The following is a 26,933-nucleotide window of genomic DNA, read 5'->3' as shown; positions in this document are numbered from 1 at the left end:
CTGGATGCGCTGGAAAACCGCTCCGAGCCTAGCCGCTACGCGCACCGCGCAGGGCTCAACACCTGGCTTCCGGACATCTCGGACGAACAGGTCGAGATTGTGATCATCATCACAGAGTGACCAGGTAAACCTTCAGCGCGATCTTGACCTGTACTGAGATGTCGTGATTTGGTGCGGCCTCCGACTGCGGTGTGTCAGATTCCCATCCACGCGTCCGAGAACGGCGTCACCCACTACTTTTGTCGGGAGCCCCGCGCTGGTTCACGGGGACGTGATGCCCGCCGCGACGGCGGGCCTGAAACGCAGGCGTGGGCGAAGCGGCTATTAGGCGAGGTCTGAGCTATGCAGTGTCCGACGTGCGGTAACGACACGCCAGGGACGCTCGGCAAGTGTTCACACTGTGAGGCGCCGATCGACGTGTACTCGGCCGGGCCCCTCCTGTCGGCGCCGCCCGCCACCGGCCCCGCCGACACGCTCGGCGACCGGACGGCGTGGACGTCGCCGCCCGCGTCGTCCTGGGCCCCGGACTCCCCGCCGCCGGTGACCCCGGACTTCACCATGCCGCCTTCGGTGAGCACTCCGACGCCTCCGACCACGCCGATCCCGCCGATCTCGGCGATTCCAGGGGCACCGCCCGACACGGGGCAGCACCCGGCGGTGCGGCACAACACAGGTCAACACCCGGCGGTCCAGCACAGCACCGGACAACACCCGGCGGTCCAGCACGACACAGGACAACACCCGGCGGTCCAGCACGACACAGGACAACACCCGACGGTGCAGCACGACGCCGCGCAGCATCAGGCGACGCAGCAGACGTCACCGGAGCCGCCCGCCGCGGCGCAGCCCCCGCTCCGGCTCTCCGTGGAGCCGACCCCGGCGGTGCCTCCGGCCGCGCCGTCGTCGGTGCCACCGGCCGACGACCTTGAGGACACCGCGGCGTGGACGTTCGTCCCCGACGAGGACGACGCCTCCGGGGGCTTCAGCGCGCCGAACGCGATCCCGGGGCCGTCCGTGTGGTCCGGCGCGCAGCCCGCGCTGCCCGCGGCCGAACCGGCCAACGCCGCGCCGGCCGGGTTCGGGCTGGAGCCGGCGCCCGAGCCCACGGAGTCGATCGTCCCGGACTCGTGGTTCGCGAAACCCCGCAAGCCCGACGCGCAGGACGTCGACGCGCCGGACCCCGACGCGACGCAGATCGCGTCCGGGCCGATGGGCTTCGGCGGCGACCTCGAACGGACGCGAATGGACTCCGGGTCCCCGATGGGCGCCCCTCCTCCCATGAGCCAGACACCGACGGGCCTGGAGCCCGCGGGGCCCGGCCAGTTCGGCCAACCTCAACTCGGCCCCGGCCGGATGGGTCAGGTCCAGCAGGGCCAGCCCCAGATGGGAATGGTTCCGGCGCCGATGGGCCACGCACCGATGGTCCAGGGGCCGGGCGGGCCCGGCGCGTTCGCTCCGGTGCCGATGGGCCAGGTCGGGCCGGGCGACCCGGGTCCCGGCGGGTATCCGCCGGGCAAGAGCGGAGGCGGGCCGAGCAAGCCGCTCATCGCCGCCGCCGCCGCGCTGGTCACGGTCGCGGTCGGGGCCGTCGTGTTCGTCGTGTGGCCGAACGGCGACGAGCCGTCCAAGAAGCCCGCTCCCCGGGAGACGCCCGCCGGCCAGCAGCCGGTGGCGCAGGAGAAGTCGCTCTCCCCGGGGACGAAGGAGCAGGCCACGGCGCTGAACGCGGTGCTGGACGACAGCGTCGGCACCCGCCGCATCCTCGCGGCCGCGATCAGCCGGGCCGGGAAGTGCAAGACGCTGCCGCAGGCCATCCAGGGGTTCCAGACGGTCGCGCAACAGCGCCAGAACCAACTGGCCCGCACCCGGAGGCTCCAGGTGACCGAGCTGACGAAAGGTGAGCGTCTCCGCACGTCGCTGGCCGAAGCGCTGACGGCGTCGTTGCAGGTCGACCAGGTTCTGTTGCAGTGGGCGCAGCAGAACCAGCGGGACTGCCGCGGCAAGCCGCGTCCGAGCGCGGCGCAGGTTCCCGGACGCGCCGCGATCGAGCGGCGGGCGACGGCGGCGAAGAAGCGGTTCGTCGTCCTGTGGAATCCGGTCGCCGAGGAGACCGGGCAGCCGAAGCGGAGCTGGCGGAGGGTGTGACGGCCGGTCACGACCCGGTTTCGACCTAGGCACGGATGGTCGTCGTCCCGTGACGGCGCATTATCTTGGTCACGGTCGAATCTCACCGGGTAGGGGGCCACATGCGGTGTCCGGGCTGCGGAAGCGACACCACGTCGGCGCTGCCCCGGTGTACGCGTTGCAACGCGCCCCTCAACGTCCCGCCCGGCGGTGACGCGACGGCGCCCGACCCGTCGTCCGTGTATCCGCCTCCCATGCCGCCGCCCGGGTCCACGGCTCCTGCGCCGCCGCCCGAGTTCACGATCCCGGCGCCGCCGCCCGACTACACGAACCCGATGCCGCCGTCCGAGGAGACGTCGACCCGGCTGTCGCCCGAGCCGTGGGCCGAGCCCGCGATCTGGCGGCCGCCCGCGCCGCCGAAGCGGAGCAAGGCCCCGTACCTCCTCGTGGCGGGCGTCGTCCTGCTCGTCGTGGTGGCCCTCGGCATCGTGTTCTGGCCGAGCGGGTCGGATCCGTCCGCCGGATCCGGAGGCGGCGGCGGGGCGTCGACGCGGCAGTCCCCGAACGTGGTCCCCGAGAGCGAGCCCGCCGACACGCAGGCGGCCGACGCGCAGGCCAGGGCGGTCGACGTGCTGCTGGCCGACATGGCGACGACCCGGTCCGACCTCGGCACGGTGGTCGTCGGCGGTTGCGAGCGCAGCGGCCTGCAACGCGTCCTGGACGCCCGCACGTCGCAGTTGGAGAAGGCCCGCGCCCTGAAGGTGGACGCGCTCACCGGCGGCACCCAGATGCAGGAGGCGCTGATCCGGGCGCTGGAGGCGTCCGCCGAGTCGAACCAGCGCTATCTCGACGTCGCGCCCGGCTGCCCGCCCGAGAGCGAGGTCATCGGCGTCAACCAGCGGGCCAGCGACGCCAAGAACGAGTTCATCGGCTACTGGTCGCCGATCGCACGGCAGGCCGGTCTCGTCGAGCGCACCGCCGACGACATCTGAGACGGCGTCAGCCGACGCCCATGGCGGCGCCGAGCTGCCCGACCGCCTCGGCCAGCACCGCCACTCCGCCCACGCGTCGCCCGAGCCGCTCCAGGGCTCCCTCCACCCGCTCGGGGTCCGCGTCGTCCGACTCGGCCTCCTCACGCACGTCGGCGAGGTCCCTGCGGGCCCTGTCGAGTTCGGGGACCTCCGCGGCGTACTGGTCCAGCAGCCGTTCGATCCGCTCGATCCGTTCGAGCACCGCCGCGGCATCCCCCGACGAGGCGACGCTGACCTGCTGGTTCTGGGTGACGTTGTCGCCGGTGGCGACCATCCCGGACACGTGGGCGTTGCCGCCGATGCTGATGCCCCGGTCACCGTGCTTCGTCATGCCGTCCTCCGGTTCGGTCACGGGTTGATGCGGTCGGTGCCGCCCTGCCGTTGCTGGACGCGCTCACCGGCGGCGATCTGGCCGGTCACGGAGCCGCCGGTCATGATGACCCCCTGGTTCATGATGACGCTCGCCTGCGTCCGGTACGCGGACACGTCGATGCCGCACTCGTCGCCGAGGTAGTCGAGGAGCGCCTCGTTGACACGACGTTCGATGAGCCGCGTGTACTTGTCGACGTCGAGTTCCTGGAACAGGTCCTGGGTGTCGGCGTCCGCCACCAGTTCGCGGACGCTGATCCTGGCGCCGTAGTCGTGGACGAGGTTCGCCCTCGGGTCGCCGGGCGCGTCCGCCGCCGACGCCTCCCGCATGATCCGCCACAGCGCCGACACGAGCCGGAAGGGGGCGAGCAGCGGCGCGGTGAACAGCACCCGGGGGAAGGTCAGGCGGAACGCGTTCCACACCAGTCTTCCAGCGCCCCAGACGGGCAACTCGTCCACGATCTTGAACCCGGCGTGGACGGGCGGCAGCACGGTCACGACGAACTGCGCGTACAGCATCCGGCCTTCGACGGCGAGGTGGACGAACGCCGACATCGCCGTGTCCTGCTCCTCCGCGGGGGCCACGACACGGCCGTCCGGGGTCCGGATCGACTGCCCCTGAGCGCCGACCGAGACGCGCTGGAAACAGCGGATACCGCTCTGCGGGTGCCGGACGGCCGCCTCCACGGTCTCCTGCGACGCCACCGAGAACGGGAGCGGCCCGGCCGGGTCGATGAGCGGATGACCCTCGTATCCGTCCTGCGTGAAGGCGTCCACCGGACGTGGACGCTGAACGCACCGGCCGCGCGCCACGACCTGCCAGCCGGTGACGAGCCCGTGGATGCGCTCGTTCGTCGGCAGCGGACGTTCCCCGTCACCGCCGGGCGTCGAGTCGTCCCGCATCTGGAGGAGCTTCGCGCGGATGCGGTCGTGCATCACCACGGGGTCGACTGTCGCGGGTACGGCGTCCTTGTCGAGCGACAGCGGGTCCGGCGATGACGGCTTGCCGAGAAGGTTCGGCGTCTTCCGGTCCAGTTCGACGATGACCGACCACACCTTCGCCTCCTTCCCGCGTGGGTCACCCGCGCCGAGGAACGGGTTGTCGCCCTCGCACAGGGTCACGTTGCCGTTCTGGGACGCCCGGACGCGCGCCAGCGCGTTCTCGAACCGGGTGCCGCCGCCGCCCGGCCCCGGGCCGTCCGCCCCGGGTGCGAGATCCCGGGCGAGCCGCCGCAGGACCAGCGCCAGATGGCCGACGACCACGATGGAGAACAACCCGAACAGCGTCGCCGCGACGACCAGAACGGTGAAGGCGGCGGCCAGCACGAATTCCACCGGCGGTACGCCCGCGTTGACCGCCGCCTCCCGGAGGCCCGCGGCCAAGACCGCCGCGCTCACCGTCAGGAAGGTCGGTGCGAGCAGGAGCAAGAACCGTCCCGGCCAGGACAAACGGCGCCAGAGGCGGACCAGCAGCGCCCAGTAGCCCAGCGCGAACGCGAAGGAGACCATCAGGTCGGGCAGGAGGACCAGCAGGGACAACCAGAGCACGCCGATGAGGAGGTCGCGGACGATCCGCATCCTGCGGGCCCGACGGGCGTGCCTGATGACCGGTTCGAGGTCGTAGCCGTGGGACGGGACGATCGCGCGATGCCAGTCGTACACGTACTCCCTGATGACTGTGTCGCACAGACCCTTGTCCAGGTACGTCGCGGCGGCCATGTAGCGAGTGAGGCTCTGCATCGGGCCGGTGGAAGGTTCCCGGCCCGGCCCGTGACGGAAGAAGGTGGCGCTCGGGGGGCTGTCCGTCTGCACGTCCAAGGGGTTCGACCCTCCACAGGTTCGGTGCGGAGTACGTCCGTGACAGAATTTAGCGCCAACGCCCGACAGACGGTGAGTAATAAACGAATCGTTCGTTACTCAGCGTCGGTTTCCGTCCCCGGGACGCGGCCGAGGAAGGGTAGACCTGCGGAGGGGTCCTCGAACGGCGCGACGAAGCGTTCGAACCAGCTCAGGACCGGGTCCAGCCATTCGACGACGCCCATCGTCGCGGCGACGTGACCGATCTGCTCGTCCTCCTCGAAGCCGATCGCGACGACGGACAGGTCCTCGTGGAAACCGGCATGGTCGTCGTCACCGTAGAGGGCGGTGAGGGCGACGGGCCGGTTGCGTTCGAGTTCCATCGACAGCGGGTGGCGGCGCAGGGCGCGCAGGCGGTGGCCGAGCTTCGGGTCCGGTGGCTGCTTCAGGCCGGGAAGCGGGTAGTCCAGCGGTGGGGCGGGCGCGTGCTTGTCGGGGGCGCCGCCGCCGAAGGGGAACAGCCGGTCCAGTTCGTGCAGCCATCTGACCTGCGGGATGACCCAGTCCGGGCCGGGCGCCGTGCCGGGTGCGCCGCCCGTGAGGAGCCGCCCGGCGACCTCGGCGACGGCGGCGGTCAGCTCGGCCGGCGGATACGCGGTCCGCAGCGCCCGGGACCGCCGCGTCACCGCGCGCTCCAGCACGGTCGCGAGCGCGCACTCCCGCAGCCGCGGGGTCAGCCGGGACCAGGCGCGTGCGAGCTCCGGCGGCACGGCGGGCATCGGACGGTTCACGACATGCGCGAGGACGAGCGTCTCCGCCCACAACCGCAGCCACGCCCAGTCGGGATGCCCGGCGACCAGGTCGGCCTCGCGCAGCTCGTACAGGGTGCAGGCCCGTCCGGAGCGGCATTCGCAGCCGCAGGCGGCGGAGCGGCGGCCGTCCACGGGCGGCGGCGGGCCCGGCCGCTCCCCCTCGCGGCCCTCCCCGAGCGGGACCCGGACCCGCAGCGGACGGTCCATCCCGTCGGCGAACACGGCCGCGACACCCGGACGCAGCGACACCACCTCGCGGGACTGGTCGTCGTCCAGGTTCATCGCCGCGCCGACCTGGTGCCGGTCGTCGAACGCGGGCAGCCGGTGCACGACCTTCAACGCCGTGTTCTTGATGACGTCCGGGACGAGCTTCGTCGGGATCTGCTCCGCGACGATGATGCCCTCCCCGTACGCGCGGATCTCGGCGAGCATCCCGGCGAACAGTTCGACGGCGTGCGAGCTGGTGCGTTCGGGGCCGCGGTTGCGGAGGAGCCGGTGCGCCTCCTCGATGACGATGACGTGCCGGAGGGCGGGGCCGCCCGTCCGGCGCCGCGGATCCCACGAGGGGTCTGAGCCGTCGCGGCCGCGTTCCCGCATCCGCAGGTGCTCGACGATGCGGATGATGAGCGTCCCCATGAGGAACGCCTTGTCCTCGTCGTTCGCGACGTCCTCGATGGCGAGGACGATGTTGTCGCGGAGCATCCCGCCGATGTCGGCCGGGTGACCGCCCTCGAAGAACCGTCCGGCCGAGCCGATGCGCAGCGAACGGAGCCGGACGTCCACGAAACCCTGCACGTCCGCCATCAGTTCCCGGCCGTAACCGACGTCGGAGATGACCTGGAGCGCGGCGTTCTGCAACTGTTCCAGCGTCGGTACGGCCGGTTCGATGAGCGAGCCGGGTACGCCCGCGCCCGTCACGACGTCCCACCCGTTGTTCTCGTAGACGCGCTGCAACGCCTGCGCCATGATCTGCGGGAACGGCTCCTCGGCGTCGAACGCTGCCTGGAACAGGGCCCGCACCATGTCGATGTGCGCCTGCACCGGGTAGCCGGGTTCGGGCGCGAGCGGGTTCACCGACAGTGGCACCGAACCCGGGTCGGACGGGTTCACGACCGTGACCGGGCCGCCGAGGTCGGCGATGCGTCCCGCCATCGCCGCGTACTCCGACTTCGCCGGTTCGATCGCCAGCCACGGGATGCCCGCCCGCGTCAACTGCTCCAGCAGATGCCGGACGGTCTGCGACTTGCCCGCGCCCGTCGCTCCCGTCACGAACACGTGCCGGTTGATGGTCGAACGCGGGACGGTCAACCGTCCGACCTGCCGGTCCTGGCCGTCGAGGATGGCGCCCAGCTCGATCCGTGCCTCCTCCGCGTCCCCGTCCGTCTCGGACGTGACGTCGAAGTACCCGGCGTCCAGCACCCGCAGGCCCGGGACCTCGCGGCGCGGCAGTCCCGCCAACGCCGCCAGCGCGCCCGCCGTCGCGACGAACGGGAACCGCTGCTCCGGCTCCGCGACCGAACGCACCGTTGCGGGCCCTTCGGTCGGCGCCCGCTGGAGCATCGCGCGGAACGAGCCGCTGCCGTACCCGGACCTCAGCCGGTACGGGTGGTGGCCGAGTTCCATCGACCCGACCAGCACCGGCGCGATCTGCCCCAGTTCCGCCTCCGTGGCCGCCCCCGCCAGGACCCTGACCTGCCACAGCCCCGCCTCGCGGAACGCGTCCAGCTCCGCGAGCCGCTGGTCCGCCCGCGCCACCGCGAGCCGCGCCTGCTCGTCCTCACCGCGCCGCAGCATCCGCAGCTCGTGGTGCAGTTCCCGCATCTCGGTGTCGATGAGCCGCTCGTCGCACGGGTCGGCGACGACGAACCAGCCGAACGGCCGCTCCATCAGCGTCACGAGCGTCGCCTCGAACAGGCCGGGGCCGGCGTCCGCACGTCCGACCTGCGGGGCGAGGCGGCCGGGACAGCGCGTCCACACCATCCGCTCCGCCTGCCGCAACCACCCGTCCCCCACGGGCACGCCGCGCCCGCCGCTCGGGAACAGCAACCCGTGCGCTTCCCCGCCGGGCTCGGGCGTGCCGATCGGACCCGCGTTGGTGATCAGTTCGAGCGGCGCTCCACCGCCCGCCGACAGCCACCCGACGACGAACGACCTGCCGAGCCGCGCCGCCGACAGCGCGGCGGGCAGCACACTGACGAAGTCCCACTCGGCGGACGCGTCCCGCTGCGGCGCCGGAATCGCCTGGATCCGGTACCAGGGCCCCGGGGGCTCCTCTCCCCGCGTCGCGGGCGGCGGCGCTGCTCCCCTTCGATAGGGCTGCATTCCGGGGGGCGGCGAACCAGGCGGCGTGGTCACCCCAGCATCCTTACCGCCCGCCCGCCGCCACGCCAACGAAACCGGATGATCAACCTTCGGGATCGGCCTTGTGCCTGCCGTTCGGCCGGAGCGGCGGCACGATCCGGACCGGCCGCGCCGCGCCACGCGGCAGCGCATGCCGGGCCCGCGACGGCCGGACGAGCTCCTCGGGCTCGGGGACCGGCGGTGGAGGCTCGGCGTCGCGGGCCTCCTGCTCGCGCAGATACTCCTCGAACTCCATCGAATGCGCGGTCGGCAGAGTGATGATGCCGGGATTGGCGTCGACCAGCAGGACGCGGCGGCCCGTCGACCCCGAATGCGTGAACACCATCGCGGTCGGCGGCAGTTCCTGGAGTTGCGGCGGCTCGACCCTCAGCTCACGGAACCGCTGCTTGCCATCGCGGGCCTCGACCGTCCGGCCCCACGCCGTCGCGGAACTGATGCCCTCGACGAGCACCGAGTCGTCCGCGGCGGGCGCGGGCAGCGGCGACCAGACCGGGTCGGTGAGCCCGTCGCCGCGGGGCCGCGCGAACGCGACCGTACTGGCGTAACTCTCCCCCGCGACGTCGAGCAGCGTCTCCCCCGCCGCCTCGGTGATCTCGGCGATGAGGAGCGGCCGCCCGGCGCCGATGTGCTCGGCGGCGACACGGGCGTCGTCCGGGTTGCCGAGCCGCATGAACCCGACGGCGGCGTGCCCGCGCCGCCCGAGCCGCTCCCGGACATGCCCCGGGATCGACCGGTACATCAGCACGAGCCCGGTCCCGGTGGCCTCGCAGGCGTCGATGAGACGGTCTAGGACGTCGCCGCGCAGCTTCTCCCCCCCGCAGAGGAACAGCGTGTGGTCCCAGCGTCCACCGGGCGGGGCCTCCCTGATCCGGTGGGTGAGCGCCGTCGTGACGTACGTCCCGAGGATCCGGTTGGTGAGGACGCCGGCACGCCGGTCCATCGACACCACGTGCAACCGGGACGGCGGCAACCGCACCGGCTCGGTCGCGAGCTTCTCCAGCTTCCGGAGTTGCGCCTCCAGCGCCCACGCCCGCCGCACCACGATCCGGTCGGTGGCGTCCCGCCCGAACAGCGTCGCGATCCGCTCCAACTGCTCCTCGGTCAACAGCCCCTTGCGCAGGTCGTCGCGCGGATCGCCGACCTGGGCGAGGACGCGCAGCGCCGCCGTGATCCGCGGGATCGTCGCCTCAGGACCAAGAACGTCGATAATGCGTTCCAGGATCGAGTTGTCGAACGACAGGTCCCTTGTCCCGCCTTCCGCCTCGCCCGCGCTGACGACCAGCGACAGCACGTCCGCGAGTGCCTCCTGGCTCAGACCGCGGGTGACGTCGAGGCGCGGCAGGTCGTCGGGCAGCACCCACACGAGCGGGTCGTCGCCCCGGTCCGCCGCGAGCCGCAACAGGTCATGCGCGACCGCCCCCTCCGACAGGTCGATGACGGTGAGCCGCGCCCCCACCGCCAGCCGGGCCGCGCCCATCGTCGTGACGGCCGCGGACCACCCGGCGAGCGTCCCGCCGACGACGTCCACCCGGTCGACGCCCGGCGGAACCGCCACCGGATACCACTCCCGCTGCCCCTCATAGGCCGACCGGCGCCGCTCCCACTCCGCCCTGGCCGTCGCATACGCCTTCTCGGCCGCGTCCCGCCGCCGCTCCCGCTCCGCACGCTCGCGCTCCTCCGCCTCCCGCTCCCGCGCGATCCGCGCCCGCACACCCCGCTCGTCCCGCCACAACGCACCACCCGTGATCCCCAGCACACCCCCGAACGCCACCACCGTCACACCCGCGAACGCCCACGGAATCACCCCGACCAACCCGCACAGGAACACAAGCAGGACACCGGCGAGCGTCCCCCCGAACACGATCCGCAGCGGAAGCGCCGCCATATGCTCATGCGGCCGCCGGGCCGGCGGCGCCGCCGCCGCCCGTTCGGGCTGCTCGGGACGCCCCGGAGGCGGCCCCGGATCGGGGTGCACCTGCGCGTACCGCCAGCCCACATAGACGCGGTCGGGCTGCGTCAGCCGCGCCATCGCGGACCCACTCGCCATGTCCGTCACGTCGAGAGACCCCTGAGAGTCGCGGGAATGATGGGAACGCCTCGGGGTGGCCAGGTCGATTTCTACCTAGGTCTACACAGCCCAGGGTAAAGAGCTTGCCCCGTCCCCGCCCCCCGTTCAACCGAACACCCCCAAAACCCGCCCCCAACTCCCCAAACCACCCCCACCCACCCTGACCACATCCGGCCACCCCTAGCCTCCACGGCAGCGCTCAAGCCCCCAGGGCTGAGGAGCCGACCGGAGGCTCTGCGACTCGCCCGAGGGCCGAGACGACCACAAATAAGGCACGGTCCTCTCTGTGCATCAAGGGCCTTGCCAGATCAAGGGGCTCCGGAACCGCGCAACAAGACAGCTCTTATCCGCTTAACCTCACTTACCCAAGCCTCGTACTTCGGTGACGGCGCCCATAGTTGTCTGACGTCAGATTCCGGCGCGACGATATAATCGAGCGCCTGCACCGCCAGCGAAGCATCCTCGCTTGACGACGGACAGCCGATGCGATGCAGACTGGTCTTCAAGCTCATCGAGGTAGTCCTCGGCCGTGTCGCTGTCGAGCGGGCCTGATCCCCAGGTTCCCATCTCTACCTCCAAGGCCACTAAGCCAGTCACGCGAGCTTTTCGACCGGTTTCACCGGCCGCGAGTCATCGGCCCGGAGCGGGGTTATCGGTCTTCGATGAGTTCACTAGTTTCTGTACCGACTCGGGTGTGTCCATTTCCTCAGCAGCCACCACAAGGCGCTCGTAGTACGCCGAGGTGATCGAGTGAGAATCCTCGTAGATCCAGGAGCACATAGCGTCGAAAGCCAACTCCTCTTCGCCGACTCTCATCAGGTGGCGAACGTCCCCTATGACCTCCCCTCTAGTCAGCGGGGATTCTTCAAGTAACTCCGTTATCATCTTCCGCAAATACAGGTAACGCTCCACGACCCGGACTCCTCGCTCAGCGCATTGCTATTCCGTCCAACCCCGCGGGTTGGACATGGACTCAATCGAGAAGGCCTGGGAAGCTTTTACTTCTTTGCCGGTTTCTCTCCGATAGGCATCTTCGGCGATGTAGAGAAGCAGTTCGGCGGACTGGGAGGAGGGTCTGACGAAACGCGCAAACTCCGAGCTTGTTTCGAGGCAGGCATGATATGCTTCTCTGCCCGCCAGGACACATGCACAACGCGCGTACAGGAAGTGGTCACCTGTTTGCGGGAGCGTCAGGCCCTTGAATTTCACGGGGATCTCGGCTAGTTCTCGTCTGTCGATCTCATAGAGCGCCGCGCGCAACTGCTCGACGAAGTCGATCAGCTCGGCAGGGGGCAACCCGTTGAGTCGTGCGGATACTCTCTCAAGAGCCGCTTGCACGTCCACTGAGGTTTGCACCGAATTCGACCCGATGACACTCCAGAACTCAGGCAAAGGAACCACCGGTCGCTTGACGTCTGACCCACAGGACTTTGCTGGGGGCGGGGTCGTCGGGTTCGAGCGTGGTTTGGAATGGCTGCGTTGGTGCGGGTTGGAGTATGGGCGCGGAGGTTAACGGGAGGTCGGGGGTCATAGGTCGCGGCAGTTGGGGCCGGTGCAGGTGCGGTAGGTGGCTACCAGGGACTTCAGTTCCGCTTTTCGGGCGGTGGGGGCCTGGGTCCACATGTTTCCGAGTTCCCAGGGGTCCCGGGCCAGGTCGTAGTACTCGCGGTCGCCGTTCTCGTATTCGACGTAGAGTTCGTTGGCCGTGCGGACCGCGTAGTACGTGGGCGGGTTGCCGCCGTACTTTCGGGGCAGATCGGGGTCGGTGTGGCGGTAGTTGGGGCCGAGGTGTTCGATGAACGCGGTCGTCCGCCAGTCGGGGACGGGACGTCCGTGCAGGAGCGGCACCAGTGACCGTCCGTCCGCTGAGGCTGATGGTTTGAGACCCGCCAGTTCCTCGAACGTCGGGCAGATGTCGGTGTTCTGCGCGAACCGTCGCTCGGTCTTCCCGGCCGGGACGCCGGGGCCCGCGACGATCAGGGGAACGCGGATGTCGGTGTCGTAGGCGGTCAGCTTGCCCTCGACGAGCCGGTGTTGGCCCAGGTGGTAGCCGTTGTCGGAGTTGAAGACGAAGTAGGTGTCGGCGCCCCGGCCCTTGGCGTTGACGGCGGCCTCCAACTGGCCGACCAACCTGTCGATCGACTGGACGGACCGCACCCGCTCGCGGTACGACCTGTCGATGGTGAGGAGCTGGCGCCTCTTCATCCTCGGGTACTTGCGCAGCCAGGCGGGCTTGTCGGAGATGTCGGGCTCGTTGAAGCCGGGGGTGCGGGGCGCTCGGAGGTTGCGGAACTTGGCGGCGTCCTGCGGCGCGGGCGTCGCCGGGGCGTGGGGGGTGAACGTCGACATGTGCAGCATGAACGGCTGCTTGGCGTCGGCGGACCGGTTGATGAAGTCGACGCCCTTGCCGCCGAGGACCGTGGTGAGATAGTCGCGCGGCGACCGTCCGTGGTAGGTGAGGGTGCCGTTGCCGTTCAGGTAGTAGTTGTAGTTCGCGTATCCGAGGCCCGTCACCTGCCATTCCGTCCAGCCGGGCGGCACGTGCGTGCGGGAGGAGCCTTGTCTCTTCGTGGTCTCGTAGCCGTTCAGGTACTTGCCCATGAGCGCCGTCCGATACCCGGCCTTCTGGAGCGACACGGCGAACGTGTTCTGCTCGTTGCCGCGGTCGCGGAACACCGAGAACCCGCCCATCGGCGGGTCGTTGCTGCGCACGCCGGTGTTGTGGGGGTACTTGCCGGTCAGAATCGTGGCGCGGGACGGACAGCACAGTGTGTCGGCGACAAAGTAGCTGGAGAACGTCATGCCGCGCTTCTGCAACCGCTGGACGTTCGGCATGTACTTGACCAGGTCCCACGACAGGTCGTCGGTGAGGATGTACACGATGTTGGGTCGCTTCGGCTTCGCGGGGCTGGCCGACACCCGTCCGCCCTTTCCTTCGCCGGGGTCCGCGGGGCTCGCGCATCCGGCCAGCACCAGCGCGCCCGCCAGCAGCGCCGCCCGCACCCCGTGCCATCGTCGTCGCGGCCTGGCGACCAGCATCCATTCCCCTTGGTGATACGTGGAGCGAGTGGTACGTCGGGCAGCGGGCCCGCCGATCATGATCAGGTTAGGGCACGCCGGCGGGCGGAGCCGCCGGAACGGGATCGCGCGGCGGCGGACCCGAGACGGGCGGACCCGCGCCGTTCCGGCGGATCTGCGCGACCGCGGCCATCAGCCGTGGCCGCATCAGCCGCTGCAACGGCCTCTCGACCAACCGGTACACCAGGACGGCCGTCACCAGGGACGACACCGTGATGACCGGCAGGACGACCAGCCGATCGATGATCGGATGCGGGAAGAACGCCTTCACGATGGCCCGCGCCACCATCTCGTGCACCAGGTACAGCGGGTAGGCGACCGCGCCGAGGAAGGTGAAGCCGCGCCAGCTCAACCAGGACAGCTTCCGCGACGCGACGAGGGCCATGATCGCGTAGAGGAGCGTGACGACGATCGGAATCACGATCTCGTGCACGCCCTTCCACTCGTTCAGCGGGCTGATGTCGTTCACCAGGTAGTGCACCGACAGCGCCCAGGACGCCGCGATGATCAGCCAGAGCACGAGGTTCGACCCGAAACGATGGATCAGGAAGAACGCCATCCCGGCGATGAAGTACGGCGCCGTCGTCGGCAGGAACATGGCGTTCAGAAATTCGCTGTCGGTCTCGTTCGCGTAGGCGCCGACGAGCAACCAGGAGACCATGAAGGTGACACATCGCGCGTAGGTGATACCGGCGCGGGCGAAAAGCGCGATGAGCACGTAGAAGTGCAGTTCCACCCACAACATCCGGTAGACGACCTCCAGCGGCGTGACATGCAGCCCGTCCTGGAGCATCGTGAGGTTCGGCAGGAATCGTCCGACGGGGTCGTCGCCTTCCTCGTACGGCACCGCCGAGTCGCAGATGAGGAAGAGCGACAGGCTCAGCAGGACGCTGAACCAGTACGCCGGATAGATCCGCACGACCCTGGCGACGGCGAAGTCGGCGACGCCGCGGTTCCACACGGCCATCAGGATGACGAAGCCGCTGATCAGGAACGCCAACTCGATGCCGAGGTAGCCGAAATGCGCGACCGGCGCCAACTCCGGATAGATCTTCTGGGCGTCCCGTCCGGGCCAGATCGTGCTGCGCACCCCGGCGAAATGGTGCAGGACGATCGCGACCACGGCGACGAAGCGCAGCAGATCCAACTCGCGTAGCCGCGGCGGCCCCGGGGGGAGCGCCGCGACGCGCGGGGGCGCGGAAGCGGGCATCGAATGGGTGACGGGACGGGTCATCTGGCGACCTCCGCGGTCTTGCGTGCCGGGGTCTGGTTACGTGGAATCGGGACGCGGCTCTGACGCAACCGGACGAGCCCCGCCTTGAGCCGGGGACGAAGCAGACGCTGCGCCGGCTCCTCGACGAACCGGTGCACCAGGTACGCCGTGGGGAGGGCGACGGCGCAGAACACGCCGAGAAGCGCCCACCGCCCGAGCGCGGAACCGATGAAGTGCGCCAGCGTTCGCGCGACGGTCTCGTGGACCAGGTAGAGCGGGTAGGTGAGAGCGCCCAGGAGGGTGAACCCTCGCCAGCTCACCATGTCGAACTGGTGGGTGGCGACCATGGCCATGATCAGGAAGAGGAACGTGACACCGCCGGTGACGACGGCGTCCCACACTCCCGGCCAGGCCAGTTCCTTGGTGACGGACGCGATCCGGTACGGGACGGCGAGTGCCCAACATCCGGCCACGATCAACCACAGGAGGAGGTTCGAGCCGAACCTGTGGATCAGGAAGTAGGCCATGCCCGCCACGAAGTACGGGGCCCACGACGGCATGAGCGCGATGGTGAGCGGTGTGAAGTCGGCTTCTTGGGCGAACACTCCCAGCACGATCCAGCCGACCATGAACGCCACACAGCGCTCGTAGGTGATCCCGCGCCAGACGAGGAAGGCGATCAGCACGTAGAAATGCAGTTCGAGCCACAGCGTCCAGTACACGATCTCCATGTGCGGCACACCCAGCCCCGGGTGCAGCATCGTCAGGTTCGACGGGTACGGCCGGATCGCGTCGGGTGAGTTCAGCGGTGCCGCGCCGACCACGAGAAAGCCGACGAGGGCCAGCGTGACGCCGAACCAGTAGCCGGGGAAGATGCGCACGACCCGCGAGACGGCGAAGTCGCCGACGCCGCGTCCCCACGCGCTCATCAGAATCACGAAACCGCTGACCAGGAAGAAAAGGTCGACGCCGAGCGTCCCGAAGTGCGCGATCTGCGCGATGCCCGGCATGTAGTGGTGGTTCTCCACGCCCCATCCGCCGAGCCTGGGCACGAAGTGGTGGAGCATCACCAGCAGGGCGGCGAGGAAGCGGAGCATGTCCAGTTCCCGGAGCCGCCGCTCGGTGGGCGGAACCGGCGTCATCGGCCCGCCTCGACCGCCCCCGACGGGTTCGCCTCGGCGCGGCGGCGTTCCTGCCGTTTCTTGAGCAGCATGTCGGCGGCGGTGTCGATGTCGCCGTCCCACCGCACGCGGCCGTCCTCAAGGAAGACGCCGCGTGTGCAGAGCTGCCGCAGCAGGTTGGCGTCGTGGGCGACGACCACCATGGTGCGGCCGCTGTCGCGATATTCGTGGAGACGTTCGATGCATTTGCGGCGGAACAGCGGGTCTCCGACGGCCAGGACCTCGTCGATGAGGAAGACGTCGGGGTCGGTGTGCACGGCGATGGAGAAGGCCAGCCGCATGAACATGCCCGAGGAGTAGAACCGGACGGGCTGGTCCAGGAACCGTCCGATGTCGGCGAACTCCACGATCGAGTCGAACTTCCGGAGCGTCTCCTCGCGGTCCATACCGAGGATGGCGCCGTTCAGGAACACGTTCTCGCGTCCGGTGAGGTCGGGGTGCAGACCGGCGCCGACCTCGATCAGCCCGGCGATCCGGCCGCGGACCCGGACCGACCCCTCGTCGGGTGGCATCACCCCGGAAATGATCTTCAGGAGGGTGCTTTTGCCCGAGCCGTTCAGCCCGACCAGCGCGACGGCCTCGCCGACGTCGATGGTGACGGAGACCGCGTCCAACGCGGTGAAGCGGTCGCGGAGCCTTTTACCGTGCAGCGTCCGTAGCGTCATGTTCTTGATGGAGCGGGCGTGCCGTAGCGTGAACCGTTTCGTCACCGCGTCGACGACGACCGCGCGCCGGGGCTCGTCCATCAGAGTTCCTCCGCGAAGCGGCGCTGCAACCGGGAGAAGACGAACTGGCCCGCGCCGAGCAGCAGCACCGCGAGCGCGAACGCGATGAACGCGTCCCTCGTGAGGTGCGCGGGGAACGGGAGCGTCCCGTCGGTCGTCGGCCACCAGAAGGCCCGCTCGAACAGCAGGACGCCCAGGGTCAGCGGGTTCGCCAGGTAAAGGTCCAGGGCCCAGCCGGGGGCGGTGTCCCGCACCATCGTCCACGGGTAGATCATCGGCACCGACCAGGTGACGAACAGGGTCACGATGTCGACGGCCTTGGCGGTGTCCCGGTAGAAGACGTGGAGCGCGGAGCAGATCAGCCCGAGACCGATGCCGAGCGTCGCGACGAGCGCGAACCCGAGCAGCGCCGAGCCGATCGCCGCGGCCGACGGCGTCCACCCCCAGGCCACCGCGACGCCCATCACGATCACGAGGCCCGGCACCAGGTGGACGCACGACACGAGCAGCGACGCCACCGGGAACAGTTCGCGCGGCAGATACACCTTCCGGACGAGCGGGGCGTTGCCCACCACCGCGTGCGTCGTGTTGATCAGCGTCTCGTTGAAGAACGACACCAGCACCAGCGCGGAGAACATGAAGATCGGAAAGTGTTCGATCTGTTCGCTCATCCGGAGGAACACGCCGGCGACGAAGAAGAACACCGCGAAGTGCGCGGCGGGCCGCACGTACGACCAGCCGAGGCCGAGCAGCGACCCCTGGTAGCGGGCGCGCAGCTCCCGCCGCACGATCAGCCTGAGCAGGTAGCGGCGGCGGACGACCTCGGTGAGGCCCCCGCCGCGTCCCGGCTCGGCGAGCTCCGGTTCGTGCGCGCCCGCCGTCCCCGAGACCGAGGTCATCGGTGCCGCCGCGCCGTTTCGAACGTCTCGCGCCACTCGTCCGGTGAGGTGAGCACCGGCAGCGCCTGCCGGTAGCGCTCGCTCAGCGACGCCCAGTCCTTGCCGAGCCGGGCGTGCAGCGCCGTCGCCCGGCGGATCAGCGACCAGAACCGCTGCGGGTCGCGCTGGTACCAGGAGACCTTCGTTCCGTCCGCGGACGAGACGAGGGCGCTGTTGAACTTCGTCAGCAACCACCAGGTCTGGTCGACGTGCGGGACGAGCGCCTCCGGATGCGTCCGCGGGAACGGACCGACCGGCTTGACCTGGCGGGCCGCGCCGAGCAGGGCCGTCTGGAACATGGCGCGCCGGTTCTTCGGCGGGACGACGTCACGGCCCTTCCGCGGCGGCTTGCTGCGCTTGACCTCGGGGAACTCGTCCAGGTCCGACTTGGCCCGGGCGTCGACGAACCGGGCGCGGAGATCCCGCAGCTCCCCCATCTTCGTGACGATCGACGGGTGCAGGTCCTCGGGGCCCTTCAGCGCGTCCTCGATCGCCATCAGCATCAGCTCGGCCGTGGAGTACTGCATGGCCAGAGCGTGTTTGATGGTGATGAACAGGCTCTCCTTGAGCATGTTGCCGCCGCGGTCGTACGGCGAGTACATCAACGCGGTGATGATCCGGTTGCGTTCGGTGAAGTAGGCCTGCCAGTCGGTCATGACGTCCTTGGAATGCCACGGCACATGCCACACCGCGGCGCCCGGCAACGACACGGTCGGGAAACCGGCGGCCTTGGCGCGGAGCCCGTACTCGATGTCGTCCCACTTGATGAAGAACGGCAGCGAGAGCCCGACCTTGCGGATGACCTCGACCGGGATCAGGCACATCCACCACGCGTTGTACTCCACGTCCGCGCGCCGGTGCAGCCAGGGCGTGTGGCGGAGCGGGGCGTCGGCCAGGTTGTGCGACATCTCGGTGTGCGCCGCCGGGACCATCCACCACCGGTAGCGGGCGATGCTCTCGCCGAACACGTGCAGCACCGACCGGTTGTAGAGGTCGAGCATGTGGCCCCCGACGAGCATCGGCGCACGGGCCAGGTCGGCGAACGTCGTCGAACGCAGGATGCCCTCGGGTTCGAGGATGACGTCGTCGTCCAGGAGAAGCGCGTAGTCGCTGCGCCCCGACTCGACGGTCTCGTGCATGACCCGGGCGAAGCCGCCGGAGCCGCCGAGGTTGGCCTGGTCGATGACGCGGAGCCGGTCCCCGAGCGCCTCCGCCGCGGCGGCGAAGTCGGGATGGTCCTCGATCCGGTCGGTGCCCTGGTCGACGACCAGGATCTCGTCGACGACGTCCAGGACGTCGCCCGCCTTGGCCAGGGCCGTCAACTGCTCGACGCAGAACTTCGGCCGGTTGAACGTCGTGATGCCGATCGTGGCGGTTCCCGGCCGGGTACGGTCGGTGACCGCGCACCAGTCCGCGCCGTCGAGGACGGCGGTACGGCCGTCGGCGATGATGTCGAACCAGTACCAGCCGCCGTCGATGAACGGCGCGAGCGGAAGGTCGACGGTCTCCTCGACGGAGGACTCGGAGTCGATGTGCAGCGACTTGATCCGCTCCAGATGGCCCTTCCCCGTGGAGCGGTAGATCAGGATCGTCGCCTCGCCGCGGACCCGGACCCGCAACCGGACATTCTCGATCGTGCTCCAGCGGCGCCAGTACCCGGCGGGGAAGGCGTTGAAGTAGCTGCAGAACGACACCCGCGTGCCGGACGGGACGACGATGCTGCGGCGGCCGATGATCTCGGCGCTGTCGTCCTGGGACGACGGCCGGAACGCCGCCGCACCACCGGCGTCACCGTCCTGCTCCGCCAGGACCCGCTCGGCCGCGCTCTCCAGGTCGGCGGTGCGGCGGCCGAACACCGCGTTCCCGTCCACGTACAGCTTCAGCACGTCGAAGTCGCGTTCGCCGGGCATCACGACGCGGTGCAGGACGCGCAGCCCCGCACCGGGGACGGCGGAGTCGGCGGCGCGTTCGGCGGTCGCGTGCCCGTCCGCCGCGGGCTTCGTGGAAGGCTTCGGCCGCGTGGTCTGCTCCGTCATCGGTCAACTCCTCCGCTGATCAGCCGCTCGCCCTTCTCGAAGTGGGGCCGCAGCCGGTTCTCGACCAGGCCCAGCGCGCTGGCGATCGCCATGTGCATGTCAAGGTACTGATAGGTGCCGAGGCGCCCGCCGAACAGGACGCCGTCCTCCCGCCGGGCCATCTCCCGGTAGCGGCGCAGGCGCTCGCGGTCGCCGGCGGTGTTGACGGGGTAGTACGGCTCGTCGTCACGGCCGGCGGACCGCGAGAACTCCCGCATGATCACCGTTCGGTCGTCCGGGTAGTGCCCGCGCTCGGGGTGGAAGTGCCGGAACTCGTGGACGCGGGTGTACGGGACGTCCTCGTCCGCGTAGTTCATCACCGGCGTTCCCTGGAAGTCGCCCGTCGGCACGACCTCCATCTCGAAGTCCAGCGTCCGCCAACCCAACTCGCCCTCCGCGAAACCGAAGTAGCGGTCGAGCGGGCCGGTGTAGACGACGGGGACCCGGCCGACGAGGTCGTCACGCAGGTCGAAGAAGTCGGCGCCGAGCCGCACCTCGATGTTCGGATGGTCGGCCATCCGCTCCAGCCACGGGGTGTAGCCGTCGACCGGCAACCCCTCGTGGGTGTCGCCGAAGTACCGGTTGTCGAAGGTGTACCGCACCGGCAGCCGCGTGATGATCTCCGCGGGCAGGTCGCGGGGGTCGGTCTGCCACTGCTTGGCCGTGTAGCCGCGGATGAACGCCTCGTACAGCGGCCGTCCGATGAGCGACACCGCCTTCTCCTCCAGGTTGCGCGGTGCGCGTCCGGCGAGTTCCGCGGCCTGTTCGGCGATCAGGGCCCGCGCCTGGTCGGGGGTGAACGCCCGGCCGAAGTACGCGCAGATCGTGCCGAGGTTGATCGGCAGCGGGTACACGCGGCCCTTGAACGTCGAGTACACGTGGTGCCGGTAGTCGGTGAACCGGGTGAAGCGGTTCGCGTACTCCCACACCCGCTCGTTGGACGTGTGGAAGAGGTGCGCGCCGTACCGGTGGATCTCGATACCGGTCTCGGGCTCGTCCTCGCTGTAGGCGTTGCCGCCGATGTGGTCGCGCTTCTCCAGGACCAGTACCCGCAGCCCCAACCCGGTCGCACAGCGCTCGGCGACCGTGAGCCCGAAGAAACCCGATCCCACCACTACTAGATCAACGTTCACGATTCATCTTCCTGCGACGCCCCCGTCGCGTCGTGGGGCCGATCCGTGCCGCACCCGGGCCCGAGCCTCGCGGGGTTCGAGGGGCGGTGCCGTGGATCGGTGATGAGGAGCTGAGGTCGACACTGAGAATTGGTACAAAGGATCCGGCAAGGGCCGCGCGGCCAAGATACCGAGATCATCCTCCCACTTGTGCGGAATCGCCCCGGTTGGCCGTTGAACTTTGCCTGTGAACCAGATCGGCGCCTCGTGCGTCGTCAGCGAGCCCTCCGAGGAGTTCACCGGTGGCAGTGCCCTCCGGCGGTCCCACACCCGCCGTGTACCTTCACATCGGCGCGCCCAAAAGCGGGACGACGTACCTGCAGAGCATGTTGTGGGACAACGCCGAGGCGTTGTCCGAGGCGGGAGTCCTCCTGCCGGGCGACTCGTTCGACGCGCACGTCCGGGCCACCCGCGACCTGCGCGGCCTGAGCCGTGAGCCGGACGATCCGAGGCCCGCCTGGGAGGGCGCGTGGGACGAGCTCGCCGCCGATGTCACCGACCATTTCGGTGATCACGTCAAAGAGCCCGCGTACCGCGTCGCCGTGATCTCCAACGAAGTCCTCTGCGCGGTGGACGACGAGGGCGCCGAACGGGCCGTACGGTCCCTCGCGCCATACGAGGTGCACATCGTCTATTCCGCCCGCGACCTGGCGGGGCTGCTGCCCTCCGAATGGCAGGAGTACGTCAAGCACCGGTTCCACTACGATTTCGACCACTGGCTTCATGAGGTGGTCGACGGTCCACGCGGCGGCGGCGCGGCCCAGTGGTTCTGGCGTGTGCACGACATTCCCGAGGTGCTCGGACGGTGGGCCCGGCACGTCCCGCCCGAACGCGTCCACGTCCTGACGCTGCCCGGCCCGGACGCTCCCCGCGAGCGGCTCTGGGAACGCTTCGCGGCTCTGGTGGGCGTCGACCCCGCCGTCGCCGACCCGTCGACGGCCCGCGCGAACGCGTCCCTGAGCTGGACGGAGACCGAGCTGCTGCGCGCGGTGAACGCCGCCGTCGACGAGAGCGTGCCGATGTGGCTGTACCACCGGTTGGTCACCGACGTCCTGGCGTTGAAGATCCTGCCCGGTCGGGGCGAGCCGGGTCGTGTCCCGCTGCCGCTGGATCGTCGCGCCTGGGCGGCGGACAAGGCCCGCGAGCTGACCGGGGCGATCCGTTCCGCCGGCTACGACGTCGTCGGTGACCTGGCGGAACTCCTCCCCGGGCAGTCGCCGAGTGAACGGGAGCCCGCAGGGCCGAGCGGCTTCGCTCCCGGTCAGGCGGAGTTGCTCGACGTGGCCGCCCACACCATTCTCGGGCTTCTCGACCAGGTCTCCGTGCTCACCGAGGAGCTCACCGAACTGCGGCGCGAACGGTCGGAGCAGCACGAGACCGCGCTCCCCAAACTGATGGCCCGTCATCTGAGCGAACGGAACCAGGCCGTCTGGAAGATGCGAGTCGGGTACTGGCATCTCAAGGAGCGGCTCAAGGGAATCGAGCCGCCGCCCGAGCCCGAGCCCGAGGCCGACGCGGGCGACGACGCGGCGGCCGGTCCCGGCATCGTCCTGTCCCAGCGGGCCCCGGTGCGGTGAACAGAGCGGTGAACAGGGCGGGTGAGGGAGCGGTGAACGGCGGCGCGTTCAGCCCGTTCGTCACCGCCGTCGTGGTCACGCACAACCGGCGGGAGCTCCTCATCGAGGCCCTGGACGCGATCGGTGTCCAGACCCGGCCACCGGATCGCCTGATCGTCGTGGACAACGCGTCCGGCGATGGCACGCCCGACCTCGTCCGCGACCGTTACCCGCACGCCGAGCTGGTCGAGCTTCACGTCAACACCGGAGGCGCGGGCGGGTTCGCCGCCGGGACGGCCCGCGCGCTCGACACTCCCACCGACACGACCGCGCTGATCTGGTTGATGGACGACGACACCGTCCCGGAGCCCGGTGCGCTCGAAGCCCTGCTGGACGCCTGGGAACGGTCGCCCCGACCACCCACCCTCGTCGCCAGCCGCGTCGTGTGGACCGACGGCCGCGACCATCCGATGAACACCCCGCGTGTCAAGCCGGGGGCGTCCCGGGCGGAGTTGGCGGCCGCGGCGGAGGCCGGATGCACGCCCGTCCGGTCCGCCTCGTTCGTGTCCGTGCTCGTCGACGCGGCGGCGGTGCGCGAACGCGGCCTCCCGGTGGCGGACTACTTCCTGTGGAACGACGACTTCGAGTTCACCACCCGACTGCTGCGCGGTCGGACGGGGTTGTACTGCCCCGCGAGCGTCGTCGTCCACAAGACCAGAACGTTCGGCGGCGCGGACGCCGACCCGGGCGACCGCTTCTACTACGAGGTGCGGAACAAGCTCTGGCTGTTCACGCGCAGCCGTGGCCTCGGCCCCGCCGAACGCCTGCTGTACGCCGGATCCTCCGTCCGGCGCTGGGCGCGCACGTACGCGCGGTCGCGTGACCGGGCGACCCTGCGCAGGGGGCTGCGGGCCGGTTTCCGCGACGGCGTGCGGCGGCGTCCCCGACCGACCGAGGACGTCATTTCGGGCGCGGCGCGCCGATATGATCCCTGACGACATGGACCAGACAGGGCCAATGGGAGGGCGGGTGTGACTTCGCAGGGGACCCCGGACGACGAGCGCAGGGACGACCTACCCGATGAGGGCTCGCCGGCCCAGCACCTGCCGGGACCGCCCCCACCGCCGCACTGGCTCACCGAGGACGACGAGCAGAACGAATCCGGCGGGCCCGAAGTGGTCGGCGAAGTCGGCGGGACGGCCGAGGACGAGCCGATCGGCGACGCCGAGGAAACACGGACCCAGGTCTTCCCGCGAAACGGGCGTCCACCGAGGCCACCGGAAGTACTCGACGAAGCGGAAGAGTCCGAGCGACCGGCGGCGCCGACGCCACCGGTCGGCGACATGGCCGACTTCACCATGACCGACTTCTCCCGCGGCACGACCTTCGACGCCCCGGAGACCGGCGGCGCGCGGTCCGACGCCACGGACGACGACGAGGACCGTACCCGCGTCGTACCCGGGCTGGGTCCCACCCCGGAACCGGAGCCGGACGAACAGGACCTGCCGCCCCTCCCGCCTTTCCCGTGGGCGCAGGAGATCCCCGACGCTCCCGCGTTCGGGCAGCCCCCGCCCGACGCGTCCGCGCTCCCCGAACTTCCGCAACCCGCACCCCCACACCCCGCGTCCCCGCAACCTCCGCCTTCGCAACCGGCGTCACCGCAACCTCCGCCTTCGCAGCCTCCGCCTTCGCAGCCCGCGTCCCCGCCCCAGCTCCCGGCCGCCGCGGCTCAACCCCCCGCCCCGCTCCCGGCGCCGCCGCCTCCCGCGGCACAGCCCGAGTACGCGCCAGAGCCGTTCCCCTGGGCGCAGGAGATTCCGGAAACCCCGAGGACGCCCGCTCCCGAGCCGTTCCCGTACGCGCAGGAGATCCCCGGCCAGACACCGGCCCCGCCCTCGCGTCCCGCCGCTCCCGCCCCCTTCCCGTACGCGCAGGAAGTCCCCGGTCCGGCACCGGTCGGCGCCCCGCTGTCCGCCGCGCCGCCGCCCGCGATCGAGGAGCCGTGGCGCACCACGACCGCTCCGCGGCGCAAGGGCGGCCGCAAGAAGGTGATCTTCGGCGTTCTCGGCGGTGTCGCCGCCGCCGCGCTCGTGGCGGGCGGCGTCTTCTTCGTGCTCGACCACGGTGCCGGCTCCGACGGCGGCGGAGACGCGAACGCCCAGGTCGCCGGCAAGCTGTTCCCCGCCGACCCCGCCGCCCGCTCCGACGGCCGTGACCAGGAACTCACCGGCGTCGCGGCCTCCGGTTCCACGGTGGTGGCCGTGGGAGGTGAGGCCCACCCGGGCACCTACCGGGGCGTGTTCGTGGTGTCCACGGACGGCGGCCGCACCTTCAAGGCCGCCGAGGTCAAGGGCCTGGACGGCGGCGCGCCCGGGGACGCGGAGGTGCCGCGGGCGGTCGACGGCGGTCAGGGCGGCTGGATCGCGATCGGCACCCGTCCCGGCGGTGGCGTCGTGTGGACGAGCGACGACGGCCAGGTCTGGCAGCGTCAACCCGACGCCGTCGGAGACGCCTTCGGTTCCGGAGGCCGCGTCACCCAGATCGTCCGCACCGACAAGGGTTTTCTCGCCATCGGTGAGCACTCCCGCAAGGGCGACTTCAGCGACGCGGTACCGGCCGTCTGGCTGTCGGGCGACGGCAAGAGCTGGGAAGCCCTGACCGGCAAGCAGGTCGGTCTCCCGCTCCGCGGCAAGGTCTCCCTTGAGGCGGCGGCGGCGAGCAGCGGTGTGGTTCTGATGGGCAGCGCGCACACCCCGAGCCCCGGCAAGCCGCCGTTCCGCCGGGCGTGGCGGTCCACCGACGGCGGCCGAACCTGGACACCCGCGAAGATCCCCGCGCCGAAGGGCACCCGTGGCCTGCGGGTCGGCGGTGGCGAGGCGGGACTGGTCGCCGTCCGGGAGGTCAAGTCCGGCAAGTCGATCTACGGCCAGGTCTACACCTCGACGGACGCCAACAAGTGGCAGAAGGGCGGCAGGCTCCAGGCACCCGGGTACCAGTGGGTCCACCAGCTGCTGCCCGTCGACTCCGGCTACGCCGGGATCGTGCAACTCAGCCGCGACCTTCTGGTGGTCCGCTCGTCGGACGGCAGGAGCTGGCAGAACGCCGGTACGCTCCCCGGGGCGTCCAACCGGGCCCTGCTCGGAGCGGCCGCCGGCGGGCAGCACACGGTGCTGGTCGGCCACGACGCCGCCAACGGTGACCTGAACGCGCTGTTGGCGGTCCGCGACGCTCGCGGCACCGAGATCCCCGTCGACCCGCTCAAGATCCCCGGCGCCTTCCACAACGACCAGGCGGTCACCGCCGTCGGCGGGACGGACACCCACGTGGTCGCGGTCGGCAGCACGGGCGGCGACGCCGCGATCTGGACGTCCGCGGACGGTTCCGCGTGGAGCCGCGCACGCTTCCCCGGCGGAATGTCCCGTCCGGCGCTCCAGCGACTGTCCGGCGTGGTGCACGGCGGCGCGGGCTGGCTCGCGGTCGGCGACGGCGGCGGTCCGCCGCGCAGGCCGCTGGTGCTGACGTCGGCGGACGGCTCCGTCTGGAAGCCCGTCGACACCGACCCGATGTTCGATCCAAAGGGGTCGCAGGCGCTCGCCACCATCGGCGCGGCCGCCGGTCCGGCCGGGTACGTGGTCGTCGGCGAGGACGGGCCGTCCGGGGCGATCTGGTTCTCACCCGACCTCAAGACCTGGCAACGGGGCGGGGGTCTGCGACGCAACGACCTCGCCGCCGCGACCAACGCCAACCGCTGGGTGCGCGCCGCGGCCGGTGGGACGTTCGGTTTCGTCGCGGTCGGTGGCATGCACAACCCGAAGTCCCCCGGCATCGGTCGTCCGGCGGTGTGGGCGTCGACCGACGGTAAGAAGTGGCGGATGCAGGAGCTCCCGTTGCCCGCCGGGCTGGCGCAGGCCTGGTTCACGCAGGTCGCGGCCAAGGGGAACGTCCTGGTCGCGACGGGCGAGGGCCTGGGCTCGTCCGGGACGGACGGGTTCGGCTTCGTCTCCTCCGACGGCGGGCGGACCTGGCGTGAGACCGACCTGCCGGCACCCGGCTCGGCCGGATCCGTCCGGGTGACGGCCGTGACGGCGACGTCCCAGGGCTTCGCGATGACCGGCACCACCGGAAGCACCGGCATGTCCGACGTGGTCACATGGACCTCGGCCGACGGCACGACCTGGCAGGCGAAGGCGCCCGGCGGCGACGTCCTCGCCGGGACGGGACGGCAGGAGATCACGGGCCTGGCGCCGTTCAAGGACCGGCTGCTCGGCGTGGGACGAACCGTCACCCCCTCCGGTGAGCAGCCCGTCCTGTGGAACCGTCCTGCTTCGTAACCGGACCCCGGCGCGACGCGGCGCCCAGCGCTCGGGGTTCGGCGGGGCCGGAGCATAGTCAGGGACTTTCAGCTCCGGGACGTCCAGCTCGGGTCCTAGGGA

At 70.5% G+C, this 26,933-nt stretch carries 19 protein-coding genes; 5 read left to right on the top strand and 14 right to left on the bottom strand.

Annotation, left to right across the window (positions count from 1 at the left end):
- Positions 1-342 precede the first annotated feature (342 nt).
- Complete coding sequence (locus D0T12_RS37060) at positions 343-2,145, top strand: hypothetical protein (RefSeq protein ID WP_158581580.1); 1,803 nt, start codon at positions 343-345, stop codon at positions 2,143-2,145.
- 233 nt (positions 2,146-2,378) lie between these two features.
- On the top strand, positions 2,379-3,116 hold the full coding sequence (locus D0T12_RS21770; RefSeq protein ID WP_147339589.1) for a hypothetical protein: 738 nt from the start codon (positions 2,379-2,381) through the stop codon (positions 3,114-3,116).
- 7 nt (positions 3,117-3,123) lie between these two features.
- Here D0T12_RS21770 and D0T12_RS21765 read toward each other — a convergent pair whose 3' ends face one another.
- The 14 genes from D0T12_RS21765 to glf all read right to left on the bottom strand — a co-directional run bounded on the left by D0T12_RS21765 (position 3,124) and on the right by glf (position 20,905).
- Complete coding sequence (locus D0T12_RS21765; RefSeq protein ID WP_117401483.1) at positions 3,124-3,507, bottom strand: hypothetical protein; 384 nt, start codon at positions 3,505-3,507, stop codon at positions 3,124-3,126.
- Positions 3,504-5,264, bottom strand: coding sequence for a hypothetical protein (locus D0T12_RS21760; protein ID WP_147339588.1), 1,761 nt, complete (start codon positions 5,262-5,264; stop codon positions 3,504-3,506). Before D0T12_RS21760 ends, D0T12_RS21765 begins: the two co-directional genes overlap by 4 nt.
- A 173-nt stretch (positions 5,265-5,437) precedes the next feature.
- The gene (locus D0T12_RS21755) at positions 5,438-8,455 is read right to left on the bottom strand and encodes an ATP-binding protein (protein WP_117401481.1); all 3,018 of its coding nucleotides are present in this window, start codon (positions 8,453-8,455) and stop codon (positions 5,438-5,440) included.
- A gap of 82 nt (positions 8,456-8,537) precedes the next feature.
- The gene (locus tag D0T12_RS21750; protein WP_117401480.1) at positions 8,538-10,541 is read right to left on the bottom strand and encodes a hypothetical protein; all 2,004 of its coding nucleotides are present in this window, start codon (positions 10,539-10,541) and stop codon (positions 8,538-8,540) included.
- Positions 10,542-10,970: 429 nt separating this feature from the next.
- Positions 10,971-11,129 (bottom strand): DUF4259 domain-containing protein, encoded by a 159-nt coding sequence (locus tag D0T12_RS37435; protein ID WP_147339587.1) that lies wholly within the window; start codon positions 11,127-11,129, stop codon positions 10,971-10,973.
- Between the two features lie 63 nt (positions 11,130-11,192).
- Positions 11,193-11,474 carry a MafI family immunity protein gene (locus D0T12_RS21735; RefSeq protein WP_199487600.1) on the bottom strand — a complete coding sequence of 94 codons (282 nt, stop codon included), beginning with the start codon at positions 11,472-11,474 and terminating at the stop codon, positions 11,193-11,195.
- Between the two features lie 27 nt (positions 11,475-11,501).
- Positions 11,502-11,954, bottom strand: coding sequence for a DUF4240 domain-containing protein (locus D0T12_RS21730; protein WP_117401477.1), 453 nt, complete (start codon positions 11,952-11,954; stop codon positions 11,502-11,504).
- 135 nt (positions 11,955-12,089) lie between these two features.
- On the bottom strand, positions 12,090-13,601 hold the full coding sequence (locus D0T12_RS21725) for a sulfatase family protein (RefSeq protein ID WP_158581579.1): 1,512 nt from the start codon (positions 13,599-13,601) through the stop codon (positions 12,090-12,092).
- A 67-nt stretch (positions 13,602-13,668) separates the two neighbouring features.
- Positions 13,669-14,874 (bottom strand): acyltransferase family protein, encoded by a 1,206-nt coding sequence (locus D0T12_RS21720; RefSeq protein ID WP_117401475.1) that lies wholly within the window; start codon positions 14,872-14,874, stop codon positions 13,669-13,671.
- A complete protein-coding gene (locus tag D0T12_RS21715) occupies positions 14,871-15,995 on the bottom strand; it encodes an acyltransferase family protein (RefSeq protein ID WP_117401474.1) in 1,125 nt (374 codons plus the stop codon). The genes D0T12_RS21720 and D0T12_RS21715 overlap by 4 nt, the downstream gene beginning before the upstream one ends.
- Positions 15,992-16,780 (bottom strand): ABC transporter ATP-binding protein, encoded by a 789-nt coding sequence (locus D0T12_RS21710; RefSeq protein ID WP_117401473.1) that lies wholly within the window; start codon positions 16,778-16,780, stop codon positions 15,992-15,994. Before D0T12_RS21710 ends, D0T12_RS21715 begins: the two co-directional genes overlap by 4 nt.
- Entirely contained in the window at positions 16,780-17,658 is an 879-nt protein-coding gene (locus D0T12_RS21705) for an ABC transporter permease (protein ID WP_117401472.1), read from the bottom strand. Before D0T12_RS21705 ends, D0T12_RS21710 begins: the two co-directional genes overlap by 1 nt.
- Positions 17,655-19,733 (bottom strand): glycosyltransferase, encoded by a 2,079-nt coding sequence (locus D0T12_RS21700; protein ID WP_117401471.1) that lies wholly within the window; start codon positions 19,731-19,733, stop codon positions 17,655-17,657. The genes D0T12_RS21705 and D0T12_RS21700 overlap by 4 nt, the downstream gene beginning before the upstream one ends.
- Entirely contained in the window at positions 19,730-20,905 is a 1,176-nt protein-coding gene (glf, locus tag D0T12_RS21695) for a UDP-galactopyranose mutase (RefSeq protein WP_117401470.1), read from the bottom strand. Before glf ends, D0T12_RS21700 begins: the two co-directional genes overlap by 4 nt.
- A 281-nt stretch (positions 20,906-21,186) precedes the next feature.
- Between glf and D0T12_RS21690 the strand changes: the two genes are divergently transcribed.
- Genes D0T12_RS21690 through D0T12_RS21670 form a run of 3 tightly spaced genes read left to right on the top strand, consistent with a single transcriptional unit; the run spans position 21,187 to position 26,831 of the window.
- Complete coding sequence (locus D0T12_RS21690) at positions 21,187-22,521, top strand: hypothetical protein (RefSeq protein WP_147339586.1); 1,335 nt, start codon at positions 21,187-21,189, stop codon at positions 22,519-22,521.
- Positions 22,522-22,529: 8 nt separating this feature from the next.
- A complete protein-coding gene (locus tag D0T12_RS21685; protein ID WP_325050834.1) occupies positions 22,530-23,495 on the top strand; it encodes a glycosyltransferase in 966 nt (321 codons plus the stop codon).
- 36 nt (positions 23,496-23,531) lie between these two features.
- Positions 23,532-26,831 carry a hypothetical protein gene (locus tag D0T12_RS21670; protein ID WP_158581578.1) on the top strand — a complete coding sequence of 1,100 codons (3,300 nt, stop codon included), beginning with the start codon at positions 23,532-23,534 and terminating at the stop codon, positions 26,829-26,831.
- Positions 26,832-26,933: the final 102 nt, after the last annotated feature.

Source organism: Actinomadura spongiicola (genome assembly GCF_003432485.1).
GTDB lineage: Bacteria > Actinomycetota > Actinomycetes > Streptosporangiales > Streptosporangiaceae > Spirillospora > Spirillospora spongiicola.
This window is presented reverse-complemented; position numbering and strand designations above follow the sequence as displayed.

What these genes read in the sequence shown, in the direction of transcription:
- D0T12_RS37060 (WP_158581580.1), top strand. Translation starts at nt 343, where the DNA reads ATGCAGTGTCCGACGTGCGGTAACGACACGCCAGGGACGCTCGGCAAG.
- D0T12_RS21770 (WP_147339589.1), top strand. Translation starts at nt 2,379, where the DNA reads ATGCCGCCGCCCGGGTCCACGGCTCCTGCGCCGCCGCCCGAGTTCACG.
- D0T12_RS21760 (WP_147339588.1), bottom strand. Translation starts at nt 5,264, where the DNA reads ATGCAGAGCCTCACTCGCTACATGGCCGCCGCGACGTACCTGGACAAG.
- D0T12_RS21755 (WP_117401481.1), bottom strand. Translation starts at nt 8,455, where the DNA reads ATGCAGCCCTATCGAAGGGGAGCAGCGCCGCCGCCCGCGACGCGGGGA.
- D0T12_RS21750 (WP_117401480.1), bottom strand. Translation starts at nt 10,541, where the DNA reads ATGGCGAGTGGGTCCGCGATGGCGCGGCTGACGCAGCCCGACCGCGTC.
- D0T12_RS37435 (WP_147339587.1), bottom strand. Translation starts at nt 11,129, where the DNA reads ATGGGAACCTGGGGATCAGGCCCGCTCGACAGCGACACGGCCGAGGAC.
- D0T12_RS21725 (WP_158581579.1), bottom strand. Translation starts at nt 13,601, where the DNA reads ATGCTGGTCGCCAGGCCGCGACGACGATGGCACGGGGTGCGGGCGGCG.
- D0T12_RS21720 (WP_117401475.1), bottom strand. Translation starts at nt 14,874, where the DNA reads ATGACCCGTCCCGTCACCCATTCGATGCCCGCTTCCGCGCCCCCGCGC.
- D0T12_RS21715 (WP_117401474.1), bottom strand. Translation starts at nt 15,995, where the DNA reads ATGACGCCGGTTCCGCCCACCGAGCGGCGGCTCCGGGAACTGGACATG.
- D0T12_RS21710 (WP_117401473.1), bottom strand. Translation starts at nt 16,780, where the DNA reads ATGGACGAGCCCCGGCGCGCGGTCGTCGTCGACGCGGTGACGAAACGG.
- D0T12_RS21705 (WP_117401472.1), bottom strand. Translation starts at nt 17,658, where the DNA reads ATGACCTCGGTCTCGGGGACGGCGGGCGCGCACGAACCGGAGCTCGCC.
- D0T12_RS21700 (WP_117401471.1), bottom strand. Translation starts at nt 19,733, where the DNA reads ATGACGGAGCAGACCACGCGGCCGAAGCCTTCCACGAAGCCCGCGGCG.